A 23,782-nucleotide genomic window follows, 5' to 3' on the forward strand; every position below is an offset into this window, starting at 1 on the left:
CCGGCACGATGAATAGCCCGCTCCAAACCGACCTCTACCAGCTCACCATGGCCGCTGCCTACTGGCAGTCGGGCACCGCGGATCATGAAAGCGTGTTCCACCTGTTTTTCCGCCGGCTGCCCTTCCAAGGCGGCTACGCGATCGCCGCCGGACTGGAGCCAGCCCTGCAGTGGCTGGAGGCTTTCCGCTTCCGCACGGAGGAGCTCGACTACCTCGCCTCGCTGCGCACCCGCAACGACCACCCGCTCTTCCGCGATGACTTCCTCGCCTACCTCGGCGACCTGCGGCTGGAGCTCGACATCGACGCCGTTCCCGAAGGCTCGGCGGTCTTCCCTCACGAGCCGCTGCTGCGGGTGCAGGGGACGATTCTCCACGCCCAGCTTGCCGAGACCGCGTTGCTCAATCTCGTCAACTTCCAGACCCTGGTCGCCACCAAGGCGGCGCGCGTCTGCTACGCCGCCGCGGGTGAGCCGGTCTTCGAGTTCGGCTACCGCCGTGCCCAAGGCCCCGATGGTGGACTCACCGCCAGCCGCGCCGCATGGATCGGCGGTTGCGAAGGGACCTCGAATGTCCTCGCCGGCCACCGCTACGGCATCCCGCTGCGCGGCACCCATGCCCACTCGTGGGTGATGTCGTTCGATGACGAACAGGAGGCCTTCGACCGCTACGCCGAGGCCATGCCCGACAACTCGACCATGCTGGTGGATACCTACGACACGCTGGAGGGAGTCGACAAAGCCATCGTCACCGCGCGCAAGCTGCGCAAGCAGGGCCACGAGCTGAGCGGCATTCGCCTCGACTCAGGCGACCTTGCCTGGCTCAGCCAGCAAGCCCGCGCGAAGCTCGATGCCGCCGGCTTTCCCGACGTTAAAATCGTCGCCAGCAACGACCTCGACGAGCATCTCATCGAAAGCCTGCGCCATCAGCATGCGAAGATCGACGTCTGGGGTGTCGGCACCAACCTCGTGACCGCAGCCGATCAACCCGCGCTCGGTGGCGTTTACAAGCTCGCCGCCCTGCGTCGCGACGACGGCACCTGGCAACCGCGGATCAAGCTCAGCGAACAAACCGCCAAGAGTTCCATCCCCGGCCGCCTGCAAGTAAGGCGCTTCATGGAAGATGGGAAATTCATCGGCGACGCGATCTACGACGTGGATCGTAGCTTCGATGGTGCGACCACGATCATCGATCCCGCCGACCCGATCCGCCGGAAGGAGATCCCGGCAGGCACGACCGCGACCGAACTGCTCCAGCCCGTCATGAAAGCCGGCCGCCGGATCGCTCCCGCCGAGCCACTCGAAACCATCCGCAACCGCTGCCAGGAGAGCCTCGCCTCGCTTCACACTGGCATCCTAAGACTCAAAAACCCGCATGCCTACCCCGCCGGCCTGGAAGAAGGGCTGCATGAGCGGAGGGAAAAAATGTTGGGAGAACTGCGATGACCCTTACCGGTGCCCACCGCCCCGGCGGGGCGCCAGAAATTAGCCGGTGGCGTCAGCCACCGGACCCAAGGCAAAGGATTTACCCGCCCCGGAGGGGCGGCAGAACGGCGCTTACCACAAGAACCGCTCGTCATAGGTCACCCCGCACTTCGTCAGGATCTCCACATACTCCTCCTGAAAGCCTTTCTTCCGATGATGTTCTGCCTGTCCATCGATGTAGTCCCTGACTGCGTGGCATTGCGATGGGCTCACCGAAAACGCCCCATATCCCTCCTGCCACGCGAATTTCTCCATCCCGATCTCCTCATGCACCCAACGCGAGGACACCGCCTTCACGTCTCGAACCACATCCGCCAGCGCCTTCGTAGCGCGTAACCCGATCAAGAGATGCACATGGTCCGATACTCCACCCACTGCTTCGGGTACGGCATCAAGGTTCCTGATGACTCCGCCGAGATAAGCATGCAGCCGACCACGCCATTCCAAAGCAAGGAGTGGCATACGGTCCTTGGTGCTGAAGACCACGTGGACATGCAAGGCGATATGAGTGGAGGGCATAGTAGGTCCTTCATCCAGCGGCCCTACCGGGACGCCTTACTCTTTTCTAACCAACTCCGGTGGCTGACGCCACCGGTTTATTTCCAAAATCCCTCCGGGATCAGGACTCCAATCCGCACATGAACACCACTCTCTACCGCCCCGTCGGCCCCGAAGAACCGAAGCTGATCGAGGACTCGGGCTGGACCGCTTTTCCGCCGCGGCTTCCGGACCAACCGATCTTCTATCCAGTCACCAACGAACCCTACGCGATTCAGATCGCCCGGGACTGGAATGTGCCAGCATCAGGTTCCGGATTTGTGACCCGTTTCGATGTGGATTCGACCTACCTCGAAAAGTTCCCCGTCCAAACGGTCGGTGGCCGGGACCACACGGAACTCTGGGTGCCGGCTGAAGAACTCGATGAATTCAACCGGCACATCGTCGGCAAGATCGAAGTCACCCAACGCTTTCCCTGACCCGCTCATGAAGGAAGATGCCATTTCCCAATGCCTCCTCGGCGGCGCGCTCGGAGACGCCCTCGGCCTGCCTGCCGAGGGCCTCCACGCAAAGCGCATCGCCCGCATGTGGCGGGGCTCGTGGCGTCATCGCTTTTTGTTCGGCAAGGGCATGGTGAGCGATGACACCGAGCACGCTGTGATGACTGCGCTGAGCTTGGCCAAGCAAGGCGAGGACCCGGATGCTTTCACCAAGGACCTCGCGCGCCGCCTTCGTTGGTGGTTTGCCGGCATCCCGGCGGGTATCGGCATGGCGACCGCACGTTCGGCGATCCGGCTCTGGTGCGGCATCAGCCCTTCGCGCAGTGGCGTATGGTCGGGGGGAAACGGGCCGCTCATGCGCGCCCCGGTCATCGGCGTCCACTTTGCCGATGATGTGGAAAGGCGGGCGACGTTCGTCAATGCCTCGACCCGGATCACCCACACGGATCCCCGTGCAAGCGAAGCCGCGCGCATGATCGCCGAGGCCGCCAGCATGGCAGCGAATGGCACTCCGAATCCCGCCATCATTCTCGATGCGCTTGAGAAACACATCGAAAGCGATGAGATGAAGATCCGTTTCCCGCTGCTTCTAAGTGCCCTTACCGATGGCATCGAAGTCGGGGCGTTCGCGGATTCGTTTGGAAGAAAGCCGGGATTCGTCAGCGGTTTCGCGCCCGATACCGCGGCGGTGGCCTTGTTCGCCTGGCTGCGGCATCGCGGGGATTTCCGGGCCACCGTGACTGCGGTGATCGCGGCTGGCGGTGATACGGACACGGTCGCTTTCGTGGCGGGATCGTTGGCGGGAATTGATGTGGGAAAGGAAGGCTTGCCGGCAGATTGGATCGCCGGGCTTCGGGACTGGCCGCTTAGCGGAAAGCTACTTTCGCGTGCGGATGCATTGGACCACCTGCATTATCCCAACTGGCCGCTCTCGCTTGCCCGCAATGGCTGCTTCTTTTTCATCGTGCTCGCCCACGCCTTCCGCCGTCTGCTACCGCCTTACTGATTTTTCCCATGAACCTCCGACTCGCCGCCGTCGCCCTGAACCAAACCCCGCTGGATTGGCCGGGGAATGAATCGCGCATCCGCGCCGCGCTCGAAGATGCCCGGAGTGAAGGCGCATCGCTGGTCTGCCTGCCGGAGCTATGCCTCACCGGCTATGGCTGCGAGGATGCATTCTTCGCCCCGGCGACTTGGGAACGGGCGTGGCGGATGCTCGCAGATCTTTTGCCGGAGACACGCGGACTGGTCGTCGCCTTCGGGCTGCCGGTGTTCCACCAGCGCGCGCTATTCAATGTTTCCGCCGTCGCGGCGGATGGCGAGCTGTTAGGCCTTGCCGCGAAGAAGAACCTGGCGGGTGATGGCATCCACTACGAACCCCGTTGGTTCAAGCCGTGGCCCGGTGGCGTGCGCGACGAGTTCGTCGCCCCCGACGGCACGCGACTGCCGATCGGCGACCTCGTCTTTGAGATCGGTGGCGTGAAGCTCGGCTTCGAGATCTGCGAGGATGCATGGGTGGCAGATCGTCCCGGCGCGAAGCTCGCGGCGCGCGGCGTGGACGTGATCCTCAATCCCAGCGCCAGTCATTTCGCCTTTGGCAAGGCCGGCATTCGGCGGCGCTTCGTGGCGGAGGGCTCGCGGGCATTCGGCGCGGCGTATGTTTACTCGAATCTGTTAGGAAACGAGGCCGGTCGCATCATCTACGATGGCCAATTGCTGGTCGCAGAAGGAGGCCATGTTATTGCCGAAAGCCCGCGCTTCGGATTTGCCGATCACCGGGTGCTGGCGGCGACCGTCGATATCACCGCCGGACGATTGGCGATGGCTCGCAGCGCGAGTCATAAGCCTGCCCTACCAGCGGCAAACGATCCGGGACTCATCACCACGGACTTCGCATGGCCGGAGGTGGCGGTGGCGATCCATCATCACCTGCTGGCGGGACCGGACGAAAAGACCGTGGAGTTTACGCGGGCGGTGACGCTCGGGCTCTTCGACTACCTGCGAAAGAGCAGGTCGAGTGGCTATGTCGTTTCGCTCAGCGGCGGTGCAGACTCGGCGGCGGTGGTTTGCCTGGTACGGCTAATGTTCGAGTTCGCGCTCGAAGAACTCGGCGAAGGCTTCGGAGGCAAACTGGTGGCGAAGGATTTCGGTGACCTACTACTCACGGCGTACCAAGCGACGGAGAACAGCGGCGAGGTCACCCGCGAGGCTGCACGACTTTTGGCCGAGGCACTAGAAGCAACGCACCGCGAACTCGAAGTCTCGGCCCTCCACCGCGGCTACGTTGCCATGATCGAGGAGGCCTTCGGCACGCCGCTAACTTGGGCCGATCACGATATCCCGCTCCAGAACATCCAGGCCCGCGTCCGCTCGCCCGGCATCTGGATGCTGGCGAACCTGCGCAATGCCCTGCTCATTTCCACCAGCAACCGCAGCGAGGCGGCAGTCGGCTATGCGACCATGGACGGCGATACCTCCGGCGGGCTCGCGCCCATCTCGGGCATCGACAAGGCATTCCTGCGCGAGTGGCTGCAATGGCTAGAAACCACCGGCCCCATGATTGGCGGGAAGCGCCGGCCGATTCCCGCACTGGCAGCCATCAATGTCCAGCAACCGACCGCCGAACTGCGCCCGGGCGAACAAGGCCAGACCGACGAGGGCGACCTGATGCCCTATCCGGTGCTGGACTTCATCGAGCGCGCCGCGATCCGCGACCGGAAGTCGCCGCAGGAAGTACTAGAGTTGCTGGAGATCGCGTTCCCGGCCTATCCGGCGGATACGCGCAGGGTATGGACGCGGCGCTTCTTCACCCTGTGGAGCCGCAACCAGTGGAAACGCGAGCGTTATGCCCCGGGCTTCCATCTCGATGACGAGAATCTCGACCCCAAGACCTGGTGCCGCTGGCCGATCCTGAGCGGCGGCTTCCGCGAAGAACTCGATGCCCTATGAAAGCCATCCAAGCCAACATCACGACGCTGGCCGTCGATGCCATTGTCAATGCCGCGAACTCGAGCCTGCTCGGCGGCGGTGGCGTGGACGGTGCGATCCATCGTGCCGCGGGGCAGGATCTGGTGTCCGAGTGCCGCTTGCTCGGCGGGTGCAAGACGGGTGAAGCGAAGATCACAAAGGGCTACCGGTTGCCTGCCAAGCACATCATCCACACGGTCGGTCCGGTCTGGCGCGGCGGGAACAACGGTGAGTCGGAGCTCCTCGCAAACTGCTACGCAAATTCGATGAAGCTGGTGAGGGAACACGGGCTCACGAGCGTCGCCTTTCCTTCCATCAGCACCGGCATCTACGGGTATCCGATCGAGAAGGCCGCGCAGGTGGCCGTGACCACCGTGAAACGATTTCTCGCAGAGTCCGGTGCCGCAGTGGACGTGACCTTCTGCTGTTTCTCGCAGCCGGATCTCGAAGTTTACCAAGCTCTCCTCGACTGACGCTCATGGCTCTTTCCCTCGAATACGCCCAAGGATGCCTCGCCGGACTTGCCGTCGGCGATGCGCTTGGCACCACGCTGGAGTTCACTACTCCCGGCGCCTTCAAGCCGCTCGCCGACATGATCGGCGGCGGACCATTCAATTTGAAAGCCGGCCAATGGACGGACGACACGTCAATGGCCCTGTGCCTCGCGGAAAGCCTGATCGAGTGCCGGGGCTTTGACCTGAGGGATCAGATGGAGCGCTACGTCCGCTGGTGGAGGAAAGGCCACCTGAGTTCGTCCAAGGCAGGATGCTTCGACATCGGGAACACGGTGAGCTCCGCGCTTTCGAGATTCGTCAAATCCGGCGAGCCAGCGAGCGGCAGCACCGACACTTACTCGGCGGGCAATGGCTCGATCATGCGTTTGGCTCCGGTGCCGATCTTTTTCCACAACGCGGACGAGGCGATCTACTATGCCGCTGAAAGTTCGCGCGGCACGCATCAGGCCCCGGCTTGCCTGGACGCCTGCCGCTACCTCGGCGGGATGCTGTGGGGACTCATGCACGGGGCACTGAAGGACGAGGTGCTCGCACCGCACTATCACCCATCCGGGAAGTCGTGGGACGGGATGAATCCGGCCATTGCGGCGATTGCGGCGGGCTCCTTCAAGGAGAAGGGACCTCCGGCAATCCGCGGCACCGGCTACGTGGTGCAATCGCTGGAAGCGGCGCTGTGGGCATTTCACCGTGCGAAGAACTTCGAGGATGGGGCGCTGCTGGCAGTGAACCTTGGCGAAGACGCCGATACGACCGGTGCGATCTACGGCCAGATGGCTGGCGCGTTTTATGGATTGGAAGGCATCCCCGACCGATGGCTGGAGAAGCTGCATGGGCGGGAGATGATTCTCGATTTCGCAGCCAAGCTTCACACCACTTCGCTCCCGGTTTCATGAACAAGCACGCACTCATCCTCGTCGATCTGCAGAACGACTTCCTTCCTGGCGGCGCTCTTGGAGTTCCGGGAGGCGATGAAGTCATCCCGATCGCCAACCAGCTCATGGATGGCTTTGAGATCATCGTCGCCACACAAGACTGGCATCCTGCGGACCACGGCAGTTTCGCATCGAATCATCCGGGGCGGCAGCTTTTCGAAAGCGTCGACCTCGGCGGCTTGCCGCAGACCTTGTGGCCGGTGCATTGCCTGGAAAATACCGGCGGTGCGCTGTTCGCACCGGGGCTCGACACTCGGCGGATCACTCGCGTCTTCCAGAAAGGCACGCGAACCGAGATCGATAGCTACAGCGGCTTTCACGACAATGGCCGCCGGAACTCGACGGGTCTCGCCGATTGGCTGCGCGAGCAGGGCGTGACGCACGTCACCGTCTGCGGGATCGCCACCGACTACTGCGTGAAGTTCACCGCGCTCGATGCCGTGGCGGAGGGCTTCCAGGTCACGCTGCACCTGCCCGCTTGTCGCGGGGTGAATCTCCAGCCCGGTGATGTGAACGGAGCCATCGAGGAAATGCGAGCCAAGCGAGTGACCATCACCGCATGACAGCGGACGCCAAGAGATTCCGGCTCGAAGCCTCCATCGTGACCGTGCTGTGCACGGCTCTGCTCCTGTGCGCTTGGCAGAAGTGGCTGCCACTCGACCTAACAGAAGCTCTCGGCTTCGCGACGGGCGCGGCCTGCGTCTGGCTCGTCACGCGTGGCAATATCTGGAACTGGCCGATCGGGCTCTTGAACAATGTGTTTTTCGCGGTGCTGTTCTGGCGTGCACGGTTGTTCGCCGACTTCGGCTTGCAGGGTGTTTATTTCGCGCTGGGCGTATGGGGTTGGTGGCACTGGCTGCACGGCGGTGCCAATCACTCGCGGCTCAACGTTTCCCGGACCCGTCGCGCGGAATGGATCGGCATCGTGCTCTTTCTAACGCTGGGCACCTGGGGTCTGCGTGAGCTTTTGATCTCGGTGAATGGGGCTGCACCATTGTGGGATGCGGTCACCACCATCTTGTGTCTCGCCGCTCAATATCTACTGTGCCGCAAGCGGATCGAGAACTGGTGGCTGTGGATCGCGGCGGACATCATCTACGTGCCACTCTATCTGTCCCGCGGACTGCCGCTGACCGCGATTCTCTACGCGGGTTTCATCGGCCTGTGCATCGTCGGCCTCATCCGATGGAAGAAGGAACTCGCCCGCGCATGAACCCCGACCGTTTCGGACTCGGGGTGGTGATCGGCAAGTTCCTGCCACCCCATCGCGGCCACCGCTTTCTCATCGAGACCGCGCTTTCGCGCTGTGATCGCGTGATCGTCATTATCTGCGGCAAGCCGATCGATCCGATCCCGCCCGAGTTCCGTGCCAGATGGTTGAGCGAAATGGTGCCATCCGCGGAGGTGATGCTGATCGATGACCGATACGATGAGAACGACTCGCGCGTCTGGGCGGAGAATACGATCGGCTGGCTTGGACGTGCGCCGGATGCCGTCTTCACCTCTGAAGATTACGGCGACCGCTATGCCTCCCACCTCGGCTGTGCCCACGTTCTGGTGGACAAGGCCCGCATCACCATCCCTTGCAGCGGCACTGCGGTGCGCACGGACGCGCTGGCGATGTGGGATTTCATCGATGCTCCAGTACGCGGGTGGTTCGCGAAACGGGTGGTCATCGTCGGTGCGGAATCGACCGGCACCACGACCCTGGCCATGGATCTTGCGTCGGCTCTCCGGACGACTTGGGTCTCGGAATACGGGCGCGAATACAGCGAGGTGAAACAGGCCCGCGGGGAGGCGATCTGGGAGAGCGCCGAGTTTCTCGATATCGCCCGCGAGCAGAACCGCCGCGAGGATCTGGCAGCGAGAGAGGCGAACCGGGTCCTGATCTGCGACACGAACTCCTTTGCCACCATGCTCTGGCACCGGCGCTACATGGGGCACGACGATGAGCGACTGAATGCAATCGCCGACGAGTGCCGGGCCGACCTTTACCTCCTGACCGGCGACGAGATCCCCTTCGTGCAGGACGGCTTGCGCGACGGGGAACACATCCGCAACGACATGCACCGGTGGTTCGAGTCGGCGTTGGAGGCCCAATCCGTCCCCTGGCACCTGCTGCGCGGCGGCCGGGAGCAGCGGGTGAAGGACGCCCTAGCGATCATCTTCGCCCGCTGGCCGGTGATCGAGGAAGGCCTTGCCCCCGCTCCGGGCGGCGTCTAAACCACCCGCCGCCATGGCCTCGATCAATTCGAACTTCCTCAAGCTCAAAGCCGGTTACCTCTTCCCCGAAATCGCCCGCCGGGTGAAAGCCTTCTCCGATGCCAATCCGGACAAGGCCGCCAAGATCATCCGCTGCGGCATCGGCGACGTGACCGAGCCGCTGCCCGCCGCCGTGCGCGCCGCAATGCACGAGGCGATCGATGAAATGGGCGTGCGCGAGACCTTCAAGGGCTATGGCCCGGAGCAGGGCTACGAGTTCCTGCGCCAGGCCATCGTGGACAATGAGTTCGCCGGCCTCGGCATCTCGGCGGATGAGGTCTTCATCTCCGATGGCTCGAAGTGCGACACCGGCAACATCCTCGACATCTTCGGCAAGGGCAACGTCATCGCCATCACTGACCCGGTCTATCCGGTCTATGTCGATACCAACGTGATGGCTGGCAACACGGGCGACTCCGATGAAAAGGGCGCCTACGGTGGCCTCGTCTATCTCCCCTGCACCGCGGAGAACGGCTTCGTCGCCGACCTGCCGAAGGAGCGCGTGGATCTCGTTTACCTGTGCTTCCCGAACAACCCGACCGGCGCCGTGGCCACCCGCGCGCAGCTCGAGGCCTGGGTGAAGTACGCAAAGGAAAACGACACCATCATCTTCTTCGATGCTGCCTATCAGGCCTTTGTCCAGGACGCTTCCATTCCGAAGTCGATCTTCGAAATCGAAGGCGCGAAGGACGTCGCGATCGAGTTCCGCTCGTTCTCGAAGAACGGCGGCTTCACCGGTGTCCGCTGCGCCTACATCGTCATCCCGAAGACCGTCACCGGCAAGGATGACCAAGGCAACCGCGTGCCGCTGCACCAGCTCTGGAGCCGCCGTCACAGCACCAAGTTCAATGGCGCGAGCTACCCCGTGCAGAAGGGGGCCGCCGCGGTCTTCTCCGAGCAGGGCAAGGCCGAGGTGAAGGCGCTCATCGAGCACTACATGGGCAATGCCAAGCTGCTGGTCGAAGCCGTGAAGGCCGTCGGCCTGCAGGTCTTCGGCGGCGTGAATGCGCCCTACGTCTGGGTGAGCTGCCCGGCCGGCCTGGGTTCGTGGGACATGTTCGACAAGATGCTCGGCGAAGCACAGGTCGTGATCACCCCAGGCGCCGGTTTCGGGGCCGCCGGTGAAGGCTGGTTCCGCATTTCCGCCTTCAATTCGCGCGCGAACGTCGAGGAAGTCTGTCGACGACTGACGGCGCTGCTAGGCTGATTCCCTCCTGCCTTTCCTCACTCCCCGGTGGCAAGCGTGCCGCCGGGGAGTTGTCGTTTCACCCGGTTCGAATTCGCCACCGAGTTTGGATTCGCCTCGCGCCGATGATTCGGTTAGAGAAGGCCCCCTATGTCCACACCACCTTCGCTGCCCGCCAACAATCCCGCCGAGAGCCTTCAGGAATTCGTCGCCCGCACCGCCCAGCGCGATCTCGGTCACGGAGTCTTCGAGCTGGAATCCCCGCGCTTCCTCGAAGTGAACCTCAACGGCCGGATGAATACCAAGACCGGCTCGATGGTCGCCTATCACGGCGATATCAAATTCACCCGCGAAGGCATGCTCGACCATGGCGTCGGCAGCCTGCTCAAGCGCGCCATTTCCGGTGAAGGCATGCGGCTGACCTATGCCGATGGCAACGGCAAGCTCTACCTGGCCGACCAAGGCAAGAAGATCATCATCCTGAAGCTCCAGAACGAGAGCCTCATCGTGAATGGCAATGACGTGCTCGCCTTCGAGGGCAGCCTCCAGCACAAGATCACGATGATGAAGAAGATCGTCGGCATGATGGCCGGCGGCTTGTTCAACGTGCGCTTCGATGGCAGCGGCCTGCTCGCCATCACCAGCCACTATCAGCCGCTGACGCTGCGAGTGCAACCGGGCCGCCCGCTGATGACCGATCCGAATGCGACCATCGCGTGGAGCGGCAATCTCAACCCGACCCTCAAGGCCGACGTATCACTGCGGACCTTCCTCGGCCGCGGCTCCGGCGAGTCGATGCAGATGCGGTTCGAGGGCGATGGGTTCGTGATCGTGCAACCGTATGAGGAGGTCTATATGCAGACCACCGGCGGTTGACCGGCACGTCGGCACCACCGCCGTGACAGCGCAGCCGAACCCTAATTGCGCCAGACCGTGCAGAACGAAGAAAACCTCGAGGAGCTGAAGTCCCAGATGGAGGAGGTGAAGGAGGAGATCGAGAAAACGAACTACAGGGACATGAGTTCTCCTTGAGTCTCGACGAGACGCGGGAATCCCACCTGTTGATAGCGCCACCCCCGGCCTTTTCCTTGACAATCAACGATCTCCCGGAAGACTGCGACCCACAATTATGAAAGGGGAACGCGTGGAAAGCGAGCTGTTGCACACGGAGAAGATCCTGGCCGACCGGAAGACCTTCTTCCTCGATCTCAAACAAAACTCACGTGGCATGGTGGTGAAGATCACCGAAGACGTGGGCGGGAACCGCGATACCATCATGGTGCCCGCGGAAATCCTCAGCGACTTCATCGCCGCCTTGAGTGACATCAAGGAAACCGCCGACAACCACTGACGCGGGGGGCGAACCGGGGGAAATTACTTAGTTTTCCCTAATTTTCGACTTTCCCGATGGGAGGGGTGGATTTCCTCCCGGTTTTACGCTTCACTCGCGGGCAGTGGTAGCCCCCTTGAAGTTCTTCAATCCCGGCTTCGTGAGCAGCACCGCCCGGCGCGGCGGTCTGGCGGTCCGGTTGGCGGTGTGGGGAGTGGCGCTCGGCTTGGCCGCGGCCCCGGCGGATACCGTCTGGCAGCCCGTGACCAACTACTCGATCTCCTTTCCCGGCGACCATCCGGATGCCGCCCCGGCGATCAACTCCTTCGATAACTTCACCCACTTCGGGACCGACTTCGGCTGGATGGGCCCGGGCCAAGCGCGCCTGGAGTCGAAGGCCGGCGCGATCCGCACGAAATCGAACGGTGAGTGGACCGGTGCCTGGCATTCGCTGTCCGGACTGGCGGTGGAGACGCAGCGGCTATTCGATCCCACCGACGTGATCGGCTTGGGCGGTCCACCGGAAGTCCGCGCCGGCGTGGTGGCGGTGACCGTGGATGCCCGCGGTCAGGGCGAGCTGCGGGTGGAACTTTCGGATCCGGGGAAGATGGTGAAGTGGTCGCAGACCATGATCCTCCAGCCCGGCGAGCGGACGCGCCATCGCTTCGAGCTCTCGGCGGCTGACTTGGGGCCGGTGAAGTTTTTCAACTGGGTGGCCGAGCCCGGCAGCTCGGTCGAGGTGTCGGCCATCGGCTTCGATGTGGCGAAGCCGGCGATCTCCGACGAGGAGTGGCTGATGCGCGTCTCACTCGGAAAACTGCGGCGCTGCCACGACCCGGAAGGCGGCTTGACCCGCGACCGCGCGCACTTGCCGGCCGGCACCTTTGACTCGATCAGCTCCTCCGGCATGCACGCGCTGGCCAGCGCCGCGGGAGCCGCGGAGGGCTGGCTGGACCGCGAGATGGTGGCCGGCGAGATCCGCCGCTCGACCCGTGCCCTGCTCGGCATGAACAAGGCGGCTGGCTTCCTCCCGCACTTCACCCGCCGCGATGCGACTGGCAACCCGGTGGTCCATCCCGGCACGGAATACAGCACGGTCGACACCGCCATCGCCCTGATCAGCCTGCGGCTCGCCGGCGATATCTTGGGGCTGGATGACGTGCAGGACGCCATCTCGGCACTCATTTCCGACCTCGACTTCGATCTCGCAAGCACCGCCGACGGCTGGATCAGCCACGGCTTTGCGACCGACGGGACCACCCCGCTGGCCAGCCAGTGGCGCGACTGGGGTGGTGAGACTGCGCTGGTGCTGATGCTGGAGGCGATGGTCGCCGGCCGGGAACCCCGCGGTAAAATGAACCCGGGCGGCCAGGTATTCCGGGGCGTGCAGTTCATTTCGGAGATCCAGAGCCTGTTCTATCCCGACTTCGACCGGGAGACGCCGGACCTGCCGACTGGCACGGTCTGGCCGGCGGCCCGGAGAGATTTGTTAGAGCGGCAATCGCGCTACGTGGTCAAATACTGGCCGGATTCTCCGGCCGCCCAAGCCGGCATCTTCGGGCTTTCCGGAGGCGAGGGCGGCATGCCGGGCGATGGCTACGAGGCCTACGGCGTGGATACCCCGGGCATCCGCTGGCTGCACCCGCACGCCATGCTCATGAGCCTGGCACTCAGCGGCGGCAGCCGCTACTCGGAGGGGGTGCGCCACATGATCCAAGCGGGCTTGGTCACTCCCCAGGGACTGCCGGAGAATGTCGAGATCGGCCTGTCGAAGCACAATCCCATGCAGGGATCGCTGAACGCAGGCTTCGAGGCAATCGCCGCTTACCACGGTCTGCGACGTGCCGGAAACGACGTGATTGACGAATCAAGCCGCCGCGATCCTTTGCTGCGGACCGGGGTCCGCCGCTTCTATGCGGACTGAGCCGACCTAACCGGTCTGGTTTTTCTTCATTGCCGCATGGGGAAACGCGGCTTCAAAGTGAGGAAAGCCCATTACATGGAGGAACGATACGAGATCCGTGGTAAGCTCGGCCAAGGGGGACTGGGCGCGGTTTACCGTGCTTGGGACCACGCCTTGAAGCGTGAGGTGGCGGTCAAACGGATCGTTTCCGGAGACGATGCGGAGCACCGCGATGAGGCCACCAAGCAGATGGAGAAGGAGACCGGCGCCCTCGCCGCGCTCCAGCATCCGAACATTGTCACCATCTACGACGTCGGCTCGGACGAGGACGGCCCCTTCGTGGTGATGGAGCTGCTGACCGGCCAGACGCTCGATGAGATCGTGGAAAAAGCGCCGCTCACGTGGCCGGATTTCCGCGAGCTGGTCCTGCAAATCCAAGAGGCGCTGGTGGCCGCGCAACATCTCGGCCTGGTCCACCGCGACCTGAAACCGTCGAACATCATGGTCAACTGGCTGCCGTCCGGCCGCTTCCAGACCAAGATCGTCGACTTCGGCCTCGCGAAATTCAGCCCGAAGACGTCCATCGACACGATCGAGCAAGGCGACATCTTCGGCTCGATCTTTTACATGGCGCCGGAGCAGTTCGAGCGCGGGCCGATCGACTCGCGCTTGGACATGTATTCCATCGGCTGCGTCTACTACTTCACGCTGACCGGCCAGAATCCTTTCCAAGGGGAAAGCGCGCATCAGGTGATGACGTCGCACCTCGAGCACCGGGTCATCCCGCTCAACGAAGTCCGCCCGGACATCCCGAAATGGGCCGCCGATTGGGTGATGTGGCACATCAACCGTTACCCGGCCGAGCGCCCGGAAAACGGCCGCGAGAGCATGAAGAGCTTCATCCAGCTCGACCAGCCGATGTCGCAGGCGATCGCCCAGCCCACCCCCTCTCCGCAGCCGCCGGCCGGCCTGCGTCCGCGGATGGCCAGCGGTGCCCCGCAGCGGCCAGCCCCGGTGCCGACCGCGATGACGGCCACCCATGTGGTGAAGACCCACACGGCCCCCCAGCCGCTGGCCCCGCCGGATGGCGCGCCGCCGAGCGTGCACACCACGGCGGTGCAGATTCCCGACCTGGAGCCTGACACCGGTCCACCACCCCCGGACCTCCCGCCGCCGCCTGCGACCATGACGGCTCCGGTTCCTACGGTCCGCCGGGCTCCCGGCGCCGTGGTGGGCGGCCCGACGATCTATCTTTCCACCGCGAAGAAGAAAAAGGGCATGAGCGAGGGCCAGCGCAATCTGCTCGCCGTGGTCGGCGGCCTGCTGCTGCTGGTGATCATCTACTTCCTCGTGACCCAATTTTCCAAGTAGGGCGGTGGACGACCGCCCGGCGATGCTCTAAGGCTCGCCGCGCCATGCTCGATATCCGCGAGATCCGTGAACACACCGATGCCGTCCGCGAGCGCTTGAAAGCGCGCGGCGGCAACCATTGGACGCTCATTGACGAAGTGCTCGCCTGCGACGAATCCCGCCGCAAGGCCGAGACCGGAAAGCAGCAGCTCCAATCCGAGCGCAAGAGCACCTCCAAGCAGATCGGCATGCTCAAGGCCAAGGGCGAGGACACCTCGGCCATCGAGGCCGCCGTGCGCGAGATCAACGACAAGATCGCCGCCCTCGACGCCGAGTCGGAGGCCGCGGGCACCCGCCAGGCCGAGTTGCTGATGGAAATCCCCAACCTCCCCCACCCGGCCTGCCCGGTGGGCGAGGACGAGACCGCCAACCCGGTCGTCCGCACCTGGGGCGAGAAGCGGGAAATCCCCGGTGCGCAGGATCACCTGACGCTCGCCGAGGCGCTCGGCATCATTTCGCTCGATGATGCCACGCGCATCGCCGGCTCCGGCTTCGCCGTTTACCGAGGCAAGGGGGCCAAGCTGGAGCGAGCGCTGATCAATTTCCTGCTCGATCTCCAGTCGGGCGAAAACGGCTACGAGGAGGTCAATGTGCCTCACGTGGTGCTGCGCGAGTGCATGGAAGGCACCGGCCAGCTCCCGAAATTCGAGGACGACATGTATGGCACCGACGCCGGCGAGGACGGCCGCAATCAGCTCTTCCTGGCGCCGACCGCCGAGGTACCGGTGACCAACCTCTACCGCGACACGCTGCTCCACGAAACCGACCTGCCGAAGCGGCTGTGCGCCTACACGCCGTGCTTCCGCCGTGAGGCAGGCAGCGCGGGCCGTGACAACCGCGGGATCATCCGCATGCACCAATTTGACAAGGTCGAGCTGGTCCAGGTCGTCCACCCGGACCAAGGCCTGGAAGCATTGGAGGCCCTGACAGGCCATGCCGAGTCGGTCTTGCAGAAGCTCGGCTTGCACTATCACACCATCGAGCTGTGCACAGGTGACCTGGGGGCGAACTCGGCGAAGACCTACGACATCGAGGTCTGGGCACCCGGCCACGGGAAGTATCTCGAGGTCTCGAGCTGCTCGTGGTTCGGCGATTTCCAGGCGCGCCGCATGAAGCTGCGCTTCAAGGACGGCGAAGGGAAAAACCGCTTCTGCCATACGCTGAACGGCTCCGGCACGGCGCTGCCGCGGCTCTACGTGGCGATTCTGGAGCAGTACCAGCAGCCGGATGGATCCATCAAGATCCCGGACGCGCTGGTCCCCTACTTCGGCGCTACGGAGATCCGCTAAGGGGTGCCGACGTTCTAGGGACGCAGGGTGGAAAACAAGTCCACCCTGCTTACGGCTTCGCCGCCTTACTTGGGCATCGGGCCGTCGAGTCTGATGTAGGTCACCTCTCCCGAGTCCTTGCGGAAGTTGAAGGACGTCCGGCAGTTCCCGACCCGGTATATCGTGTTTCCGAACTTGTCATTTCCCGGCACGGCTTCGCTGCGGGGAAAGAGCGGGTTGAGCTTCGGATAAACGTCTTTCGCCTTACAGGGAGCCTTGAACTCCAAACCGCGGAAGCGAATCACGCCCGCAAAAACCTTGGCGGGAGCGAAGTTGGCGGAGCTGGCGATCTCTTTCTCATCCATGAAGATGCTCACGTCCACCGCCTTCGACTTCGAGAAGGTTGAAAATTCAAAGCGTAACCCCAGCCGATCATAGCAGTTGAAAACGTTGCTGGCCGCCGTCACAACGCGATCCGGCTTTCCAAGGGCGGCTTCGACCTCGGTCATGGTGGTCTTCCTTGCCACGAAGGAAAGCGGGCCGATTTTCACGTCGGCATCCGTATATTCGATCACCATCTTCGATGGTTCCGGAACGGGGTTGGCGCCGAAGGCCAGCGAACTCGCGAGAAACATGAGGACGGGGAGGAAGGGAAGCAGCAGCCGCATGATGTGTTGTGAGATGATTCCAGCCATTGCCCGCTGTAAATGCCCAATCGCGGGGCTCGACTTCCGTTGGGCCGTGAATTCCGTAGATTCCCGCCCGGAAAGGCACGAGGTCGCTGCTTGCGTCGCCGATTTTCGCCGCCTAGCGTACCCCGCATGCCCAATCACTTGCGGTCCGATCTTGTATTCCGGCTGTCCTGCTGGGGTCTCGCGCTGGTCGCCTTCGCGCAACTCCTGACTGCCGGGGTGGCGCTGGCCGTCCGCGTCGAGCGGGCACAGGAAGTGAGGATCGTCGAGAAAGTGGTGTCCAAGGTCATTACCGTGGCCCCGGAGGCCGCACCGCCCGCGATCGCTGTGGCTCCGCCTACGCCGAAGCCCGTCGAGCTGCCGCCGCTCCCGCAAACCACCCCGCTGCCGGCACCGCGCCCGCTTTCAGTTCCCGCAATTGCCGATCCGGTGGTGGAGCGACTGGTAGCCGAAGCCCGCAAGGCCCGGATCGCGGACGACATGTCCACGGCCATGAACAAGGTGGAAGCCGCCCTCGATATCGCGCCGAAGGACCCGAACGTCCTCTACGAGAAGGCTTTGATCTATGAGGACATGGCCTCCGCCGACCCGGTGCATGCCGATCAAGCGGCGGATGCCTACCAGCAGATTCTCAGCCTCGGCACCACCGGTGCGGGATCGCTCTACGCCCTGGCCGGGGAGAAGCTGGCGAATGGCATCGCGATGCCCGCCGACCTGCGCGGCGAGATGGCCCTCGGCAGGGTGCGGATCTTCAAGGACAACGACCATGAGGAAGGTCAGCGCGTGGTGGTCACGGTGCCGGTGCATGCCGCATCGACCACCGAACTCGAAGAAGGCGACCTGGAGGTGAAGGTTTCCTTCTACGATTCCATGATGAAAAAGGGCAAACGGGAGATCCTCCCGACCGTCGTGGGCGTGAAGGAAGAGAACGTGAAGTACGCGACCCTGCCCTTCGACTTCGCCACCGGCGAAGAGCTGGTTCGTTTCACCTACATCCTGCCGACGGACGATCTCCAGCAGGAGCACCTCTTCGGGAAGCGCGAGTACTACGGCCAGGTCGTGGAGCTGATCTACAAGGGCGAGGTCCTCGATACCCAGGCCTGGCCCCGTCACCTTTCCTCGAAAAGCCCGGCGCTCACGCAACAGCAACAGGGCAATCCCTGGGACCAGATGCCGGAATTCCTCACCGAGGACATGATGAGCCCGGGATTGCTGCCCAGCCGCGAAGGCGATTTCCTGCCTAACCTTCCAGCCGACCCGAACGGCGACCTGCCGCTGCCCCCTCCTTGATCGCTGATCTGATTTCATGGACGATTTCCGAGCCCGCGCCGGCACTCTCATTGGCGACTACCGCCTCGACGAAGTCCTCGCCGAAAGCCCGACCTCCCTCACATGGTTGGCCGAACAGCACTCGATCCGCCGGCCCGTGGTGGTCATCGAACTGAAGCCGACCGCGCTCCACTCGCGCGATGCCTTCCTGGCCGACGTCCGCGCGCAGGCCGCCGTCGATCATCCGCTGATCGGCTCGGTATACGAGGCGGTCACCCTGCCCGACCACTGCTTCGCCGCGCTCGAGCGGCTGCCCGGCGCCTCCCTGGCCGACCGACTGCACGCCCGTGAGGCGATGAAGCCGGCACAGGTCGCCCACATCCTGCGCCGGGTCGCCGAGGCTTCGCTGACGCTGGAGGCGGATGGCACCTCCACCGTGGCGATGGATGCGGGGGACGTCTTCCTCGACACCCACGGCGTCGTTCGCGTGGCCAATCTCGCCCGCGCCGGCAAGCGCGAGCCGGGGCGCTCCACCGCTGACATCGGGACGCTCGGCCGGAAACTCATCCCGCTGGTGGCCGACGGCCGCCCGGGTGCCTCGCGGATGCTCACGCTGCTCGCGTGGATGCGCGGCGAGGGACTGGATCGCTCTCTGACATGGGCGGAAGTCCGTTCGTATGCGGAGCAAATCGAGCAACAACTTGCGGAAACCCCGGCCGCAGCAGCACCGCCGACCGCCCGCGCGCAGTCGAAGAAATCGTCGTTGCCCTTGGTGCTGGGATTGGCTGCCGTGGCGATTGCCGCCGCGATCGGCGCCTTCGCACTGAAGGGCAAGAGTAATGGCAAAGCGGCTGTCTCGCTCCCGGGACCCGTGGTCATTCCCGCCGGCAGTCATCCGCTACCCGACGGTGGGACGTCGGCTTTGCCAGCCTTCGAGCTGGCCTCCCATGAGGTCACCATCGGCGAATATGAGGACTTCCTGCAGGTGCTGGCCGCCCTGCCCGCCGACCGGCGGACTGCCTACGATCACGCCAGCCAACCTGCGGGAAAGACCGCCCACGAGCCGGAGGGCTGGGCCGACATGCTTGCCGCGATCAAGACCGGCGGCCAGTGGCAGGGGCGCATCATCAGCCGTGGGTGCCCGGTCGTGAATGTCGATTGGTGGGACGCCATGGCTTACTGCGAGTGGAAGACCGTGCACCTGCCGACCGAGGAGCAGTGGTGGGCCGCCATGCGCCTCCAACTTCCCGAACCCTCATCGCTGCGCCCTGCCGGATGGGGCCCTGTCCAAGAGATCGCACCGACCGACCGCACGCCGGCCGGCTTGCTGGGCATGGCCGGCTCGGTGGCGGAGTGGACGCAAAGCCAGTCGCTCAATCCCGCCAACCCGCTCGGAGAGAAAAACTGGGTGCTCATGGGCGGCTCCTATCTCAAGCCCTCGACCGGCGCGACCGCCCGCGAGTGGACTGCGGATCGCGCGCTGCGGCGGCCTGATCTGGGCTTCCGTGTGGTGGAGTGATTCGTGCTTGATTGCACGCCAGCGTTGAACTTCTGAGATACTCGCGGCATGAGAACGCGGCCTCGTATTTGCAGAGCATTTACAGAGAGAAAGCGGAATTCCGGGTAAAATCCCCATTACCGTTTAACAGGTATGAAGATCGCTCTAATTGCCGGAATCCTCCTAACCATCCATCGCGTTAGTGCAGTGGATTTCGGCAAGCTGTCCGACGGACAGTCCGGTCGATTCATCAGCACGGAAGCCAACCCCTCTTTCCATTCCGTACCAAATACTGAAGCTTCGTGGATATGGGTTCTGCGGGACATCAAGGCGATCCCACATCCTTCCACTGCCGATACCTGGATCTTCAGCGGAGAACTTCGTCACTTCAATGTTGGCACGGCGATGGAGGGCTATCCGATCTTCTTCGGTGGGCCCGATCGTTTGCCTTCCTTGGCTGCCGTTACAGACAGCCAAGGGAAATTCTCTTTCACCCTCCATTCCTCTGCCAAAAAGAGTATTCCCATGAGGGCGCTAACTTTCGATCCAACGACTGAGAAAAGTTGGATTTTCGTAGGCGGCCTCATTGAGCAGGAATCGCAATCTCCGTTAGACTCCGTCTCGATATACCAAGGTCGATTCCGCCTGAAGGCTGGCAGCCATACTTGGCGCTACCCAGTTGGCGACTTGCTGAAGACCTCCGAACGAGGCGCTGCAACCGACGGGCCATAAGCCTGTCATCGGCATCTTCAATCGCTCCCGCTGATGCGCCAATGACGTTCACCCCAGCCACAGCTTCAGCGCATACACCAGCGCTGGCGTGGTGATCAGGCTGATCAGCGTGCTGTAGTAAACCGCCGAAGTGGCAAAGGACACGTCGCCGCCGAACTCGTGGGCGAGCAGGGCCGTATTCACCGCCGTGGGAGCCGCAGCGGCAAGGATCAGCGAGGCCGAGACCTCGCGCGAGAAGCCGAACGCCATCACCAGCAACACCGCCAGCGCCGGTGAAATCACTAGCCGCAGCAGCATCGCCGACCACAGGCCGGCGCGAAATGGCGCGGGCTTGGTCTGCGACATCTGCACGCCCAGCGTGACCAGCGCGAAGCCGATCAGTGCCGCCTGGATCAGATCGAAGGGCTGCCACAGCCAGATCCACTCCTGCACCCGCACGCCGAGGCCACGGCAGATGAGACCGGCGGCCATCGCGTAAAGGGTCGGCTGGCGCAGCATTTTCATCAGTGCCCGGCGGTGCGAGCCGGGGCTTTCGCCGCGCGCCTGGGCGAGGAAAAGCCCGACCGTGTAGGTCGCGACGTTCATCGTCGCGAGGACGAAGATCTGCACCTCCGCGGCAAAGTCGCCGAAGGCCAGCGTGACCAGCGGCAGGCCGTAGTTGCCGCAATTGTAGAACATCGAGGCCAGTGAAAGCGCCTGCTTCTCGCTCGCCGGCATCCGGAACAAGCGGCCCGCGATGGCGCTGCCGATGAACATCAGCGCGATGGTCGAGAACGTGAACCCGGCAATCCGCAGGGCCTCCGTGCCACCGAGTTCCGCACTGACCACCCGGGTGAAGATGAAGGCCGGGACCATCAGGTAGATGTTCAGCTTCACCAGGGTCTCCAGGTGCAGCTTGAACTTCCGGTCCATCAGCCAGCCCGCGCCGACGATCAGGAAGATCGGCGCGCAGACATCGAGCAGGATCCGGAAAAACACGCGAGGCGATCAACGCGACCGGCGCGGTCGATGTCAACCGGTGTACCGCCTCGCCATACCGCTATCACATGTCCACGACCCTGCCGGTGAAGAAGGCGAAAGCCGGGCGGCTCCCGGCTCCGTATTCGTGGCGAGATGAAACGCAGGACCTTCCTTTCGCTAGCGTCTGTCACTCCAGTGATGGTGCCACGCTTGCAAGCTGAGCCCGAGGACCACGCCGGGACCGCTCGCGCCGCGTGGGCGGAAACGGTCGTTCGCCAGACTTCCGGCACCTTCATCTCGCCCGAGGGCGACCTTCGTTTGGAGGTCGCCCTGATCACCAAGGAAGACGAGGTGATCGAGGAAACGGTCCCGGGCGATGGCGGACCGGAATCGCAGTATACCTTTCGCGGCGAGAAGCTGCCTCGCTGGCTGCAGCCCACGGATGGCATCCTCAAGGTCTTCCGGTTCACGTGGAAGGGCCGGGAGGTCCCCGTCGCCAAGCGTTTTTGGAACGACTTTGGCGGCTGCCTGATCGATTCGACGCCGCTCAAAAAGGACCAGGTCCCGGAAGAGCTTCACCCGGAATTCGACGAATTTCTCAACGGTCTGGAAGGCCCGAAGGTGATCCTTTCCGCCGACGGCGGCACCGCCTTGATCGAGTGGCGCATCCTCGACACCGATGCGTGCTGCGGCCATCGGGCGACCGTGCGATGGATCATCGGCAAAGGCGGCGCGGTGATGCGGCACCGCCATACCACGCCCAACATGTGCTGAGGCGCCGCAACGACAAGCTCGCGGGTTGACCGGAAGGCATACCGGAGAAATCCTTGGTCGTGCCCCTTCCGCCCAAACGCCCGACTTGGATCACCTCCGGCAGCGCCACCCGGCAAGAAAGACATGCCCGGGGCGGCCACCACGATGAGGAGATCTTCGACGACCTCGACAAGCCGGGAACCGCGGCGACGGCACCGGCTCCAGAGGAGACACACGATTTCTCCGTGGCCGAGATTGCCGCGGAGCTCAGCGAGCTATTGGGGCCGGGAAAGGTCTCGATCCGCGCCGCCGATCTGGAGGAGCACGCCGCCGACAAGTGGTATGCCCGGAATCCGCCCGACCTGGTCGTCTTCGCCGAATCCGTCCAGGACGTCTCGAAGACGCTGCGCTTCGCCTCCAGGCAGAACATCCCCGTGACGACCCGCGGCGCGGGCATCGGCTACGTCGGCGGCTGTGTCCCGGTGACCGGCGGGATCGTGCTTTCGGTCGCGCGGATGAACCGGATCGTCGAAATCAATCCCGCCGACGGCGTGGCCGTGGTGCAGCCCGGCGTGATCACCGTGGAAGTGCAGAAAGCCGCGCGCGCGGTCGGCTGGGACTACCCGCCGGATCCGGCGTCGCTGAAGGAGTGCTCGATCGGCGGCAACATCGCCACCAATGCCGGCGGCCCGCGCTGCCTGAAGTACGGCGTTACTCGCAGTTACGTCCTCGGGCTGGAAGTCGTGCTCGCGGATGGCCGCGTGATGCGTTGCGGCGGCCGCGTCCACAAGAACAAGACCGGCTTCGACCTCTGCGGAATTTTCACCGGCTCGGAGGGCATGCTCGGCGTGGTCACCGAGATCACGTTGCGGCTGATTCCCAAGCCAGCCTCGCGCGCGATGCTGGCGGCGGTCTTCGGCGACTTTCCCGCCGCGGCGGCAGCGGTGCAAACCATTCTCAACCGCGGCCACCTGCCCTCCGCCCTGGAGATCACCGATGGCTTCACACTGGCCGCCGCACGCAAGCGGCTGGGCGAAGACAAGCTGCCGGAGGGCCAGGCTCATCTCATCGTCGAGATCGATGGCCGCCCCGCCGCCGTGAAGAGCGAGCTGAAGGAGCTGGAAGCCCTGTTAGGAGAAGTGGGAGCAACCCGCATCGACCGCGCGACCAAGGAGGCCGACTGCGAGGCGATCTGGCAGTTGCGGCGCGAGTTCTCTTACTCTCTCCGCGATACCGGCCTGACCAAGCTCAACGAAGACATCGTGGTGCCGCGCTCAAAGCTGGTGGCTCTGGTCGATTTCGCGCGGCGACTCGAAGAAGACACCGGCATCCCGGTCGCCTGCTTCGGCCATGCCGGGGATGGCAATATCCACACCAACCTGATGGTGGCCGGCTTCGAGGATCCAGCGACGCGCGAGAAGGCGGAGCATGCGCTCAACCTGCTCTTCGCCTGGGTGCTCGACCACGGCGGCGCCATCACCGGCGAACACGGCATCGGTCTGGCGAAGAAGCCGTGGATTCGTCAGGCGCTCGGTGAGGTCGCCTTTGACGTCCATCTTGCGCTGAAGGATGCCCTCGATCCGCAGGGCATCTTGAATCCGGGCAAGTTTCTGGACGATTGAGGCG

General features: G+C 63.8%; 23 protein-coding genes. 20 read left to right on the plus strand and 3 right to left on the minus strand.

Annotated elements, in window-relative coordinates; all coding sequences use genetic code 11:
- The first annotated feature begins 8 nt into the window (after positions 1 to 8).
- Positions 9 to 1,442, plus strand: coding sequence for a nicotinate phosphoribosyltransferase (locus OKA05_RS13450; RefSeq protein ID WP_264487672.1), 1,434 nt, complete (start codon positions 9 to 11; stop codon positions 1,440 to 1,442).
- Between the two features lie 111 nt (positions 1,443 to 1,553).
- Here the strand turns inward: OKA05_RS13450 and tnpA are convergent, their stop codons facing one another.
- Positions 1,554 to 2,000 (minus strand): IS200/IS605 family transposase, encoded by a 447-nt coding sequence (gene tnpA / locus OKA05_RS13455; RefSeq protein ID WP_264487673.1) that lies wholly within the window; start codon positions 1,998 to 2,000, stop codon positions 1,554 to 1,556.
- 119 nt (positions 2,001 to 2,119) lie between these two features.
- Here tnpA and OKA05_RS13460 point away from each other — a divergent pair, with 119 nt between their 5' ends.
- From OKA05_RS13460 to serS, 14 genes are all read left to right on the plus strand, one after another.
- The gene (locus OKA05_RS13460; protein WP_264487674.1) at positions 2,120 to 2,458 is read left to right on the plus strand and encodes a hypothetical protein; all 339 of its coding nucleotides are present in this window, start codon (positions 2,120 to 2,122) and stop codon (positions 2,456 to 2,458) included.
- A gap of 7 nt (positions 2,459 to 2,465) precedes the next feature.
- Positions 2,466 to 3,485 carry an ADP-ribosylglycohydrolase family protein gene (locus tag OKA05_RS13465; protein WP_264487675.1) on the plus strand — a complete coding sequence of 340 codons (1,020 nt, stop codon included), beginning with the start codon at positions 2,466 to 2,468 and terminating at the stop codon, positions 3,483 to 3,485.
- An 8-nt stretch (positions 3,486 to 3,493) separates the two neighbouring features.
- Positions 3,494 to 5,428: an NAD(+) synthase gene (gene nadE, locus OKA05_RS13470; RefSeq protein WP_264487676.1), complete on the plus strand. Its 1,935-nt coding sequence runs from the start codon at positions 3,494 to 3,496 to the stop codon at positions 5,426 to 5,428.
- Positions 5,425 to 5,919, plus strand: a complete 495-nt coding sequence (locus OKA05_RS13475) for an O-acetyl-ADP-ribose deacetylase (RefSeq protein ID WP_264487677.1) — start codon at positions 5,425 to 5,427, stop codon at positions 5,917 to 5,919. The genes nadE and OKA05_RS13475 overlap by 4 nt, the downstream gene beginning before the upstream one ends.
- Before the next feature lie 5 nt (positions 5,920 to 5,924).
- Positions 5,925 to 6,854, plus strand: coding sequence for an ADP-ribosylglycohydrolase family protein (locus OKA05_RS13480; protein WP_264487678.1), 930 nt, complete (start codon positions 5,925 to 5,927; stop codon positions 6,852 to 6,854).
- Positions 6,851 to 7,456, plus strand: coding sequence for a bifunctional nicotinamidase/pyrazinamidase (gene pncA / locus OKA05_RS13485; protein WP_264487679.1), 606 nt, complete (start codon positions 6,851 to 6,853; stop codon positions 7,454 to 7,456). The genes OKA05_RS13480 and pncA overlap by 4 nt, the downstream gene beginning before the upstream one ends.
- Positions 7,453 to 8,106, plus strand: a complete 654-nt coding sequence (gene pnuC / locus OKA05_RS13490) for a nicotinamide riboside transporter PnuC (protein WP_264487680.1) — start codon at positions 7,453 to 7,455, stop codon at positions 8,104 to 8,106. The genes pncA and pnuC overlap by 4 nt, the downstream gene beginning before the upstream one ends.
- Positions 8,103 to 9,116: an AAA family ATPase gene (locus OKA05_RS13495; RefSeq protein WP_264487681.1), complete on the plus strand. Its 1,014-nt coding sequence runs from the start codon at positions 8,103 to 8,105 to the stop codon at positions 9,114 to 9,116. Before pnuC ends, OKA05_RS13495 begins: the two co-directional genes overlap by 4 nt.
- A gap of 13 nt (positions 9,117 to 9,129) precedes the next feature.
- Positions 9,130 to 10,362: an LL-diaminopimelate aminotransferase gene (locus OKA05_RS13500; RefSeq protein ID WP_264487682.1), complete on the plus strand. Its 1,233-nt coding sequence runs from the start codon at positions 9,130 to 9,132 to the stop codon at positions 10,360 to 10,362.
- 129 nt (positions 10,363 to 10,491) lie between these two features.
- On the plus strand, positions 10,492 to 11,217 hold the full coding sequence (locus OKA05_RS13505) for an AIM24 family protein (RefSeq protein WP_264487683.1): 726 nt from the start codon (positions 10,492 to 10,494) through the stop codon (positions 11,215 to 11,217).
- A gap of 253 nt (positions 11,218 to 11,470) precedes the next feature.
- On the plus strand, positions 11,471 to 11,692 hold the full coding sequence (locus OKA05_RS13510) for an RNA-binding protein (RefSeq protein ID WP_264487684.1): 222 nt from the start codon (positions 11,471 to 11,473) through the stop codon (positions 11,690 to 11,692).
- 103 nt (positions 11,693 to 11,795) lie between these two features.
- Complete coding sequence (locus tag OKA05_RS13515) at positions 11,796 to 13,595, plus strand: hypothetical protein (protein ID WP_264487685.1); 1,800 nt, start codon at positions 11,796 to 11,798, stop codon at positions 13,593 to 13,595.
- A 75-nt stretch (positions 13,596 to 13,670) separates the two neighbouring features.
- Positions 13,671 to 14,945 (plus strand): serine/threonine protein kinase, encoded by a 1,275-nt coding sequence (locus tag OKA05_RS13520; RefSeq protein WP_264487686.1) that lies wholly within the window; start codon positions 13,671 to 13,673, stop codon positions 14,943 to 14,945.
- Between the two features lie 44 nt (positions 14,946 to 14,989).
- Entirely contained in the window at positions 14,990 to 16,273 is a 1,284-nt protein-coding gene (gene serS / locus OKA05_RS13525) for a serine--tRNA ligase (RefSeq protein ID WP_264487687.1), read from the plus strand.
- Between the two features lie 65 nt (positions 16,274 to 16,338).
- Here serS and OKA05_RS13530 read toward each other — a convergent pair whose 3' ends face one another.
- Positions 16,339 to 16,920, minus strand: coding sequence for a DUF7738 domain-containing protein (locus OKA05_RS13530; RefSeq protein WP_264487688.1), 582 nt, complete (start codon positions 16,918 to 16,920; stop codon positions 16,339 to 16,341).
- A gap of 153 nt (positions 16,921 to 17,073) precedes the next feature.
- On the opposite strand from OKA05_RS13530, the gene OKA05_RS13535 reads away from it, so the two are divergent.
- From OKA05_RS13535 to OKA05_RS13545, 3 genes are all read left to right on the plus strand, one after another.
- Positions 17,074 to 18,234, plus strand: coding sequence for a hypothetical protein (locus OKA05_RS13535; protein ID WP_264487689.1), 1,161 nt, complete (start codon positions 17,074 to 17,076; stop codon positions 18,232 to 18,234).
- A gap of 16 nt (positions 18,235 to 18,250) precedes the next feature.
- Entirely contained in the window at positions 18,251 to 19,732 is a 1,482-nt protein-coding gene (locus tag OKA05_RS13540) for an SUMF1/EgtB/PvdO family nonheme iron enzyme (protein ID WP_264487690.1), read from the plus strand.
- Between the two features lie 132 nt (positions 19,733 to 19,864).
- Positions 19,865 to 20,443, plus strand: a complete 579-nt coding sequence (locus OKA05_RS13545; RefSeq protein ID WP_264487691.1) for a hypothetical protein — start codon at positions 19,865 to 19,867, stop codon at positions 20,441 to 20,443.
- 48 nt (positions 20,444 to 20,491) lie between these two features.
- Here OKA05_RS13545 and OKA05_RS13550 read toward each other — a convergent pair whose 3' ends face one another.
- Positions 20,492 to 21,421, minus strand: a complete 930-nt coding sequence (locus OKA05_RS13550) for an AEC family transporter (RefSeq protein ID WP_264487692.1) — start codon at positions 21,419 to 21,421, stop codon at positions 20,492 to 20,494.
- A 135-nt stretch (positions 21,422 to 21,556) separates the two neighbouring features.
- Between OKA05_RS13550 and OKA05_RS13555 the strand changes: the two genes are divergently transcribed.
- Both OKA05_RS13555 and OKA05_RS13560 read left to right on the plus strand, forming a co-directional pair.
- Complete coding sequence (locus OKA05_RS13555) at positions 21,557 to 22,177, plus strand: hypothetical protein (RefSeq protein WP_264487693.1); 621 nt, start codon at positions 21,557 to 21,559, stop codon at positions 22,175 to 22,177.
- A 59-nt stretch (positions 22,178 to 22,236) separates the two neighbouring features.
- Complete coding sequence (locus OKA05_RS13560; protein ID WP_264487694.1) at positions 22,237 to 23,778, plus strand: FAD-binding oxidoreductase; 1,542 nt, start codon at positions 22,237 to 22,239, stop codon at positions 23,776 to 23,778.
- Positions 23,779 to 23,782: the final 4 nt, after the last annotated feature.

Origin of the sequence: Luteolibacter arcticus (assembly GCF_025950235.1) — a bacterium.
Classification (GTDB): domain Bacteria; phylum Verrucomicrobiota; class Verrucomicrobiia; order Verrucomicrobiales; family Akkermansiaceae; genus Haloferula; species Haloferula arctica.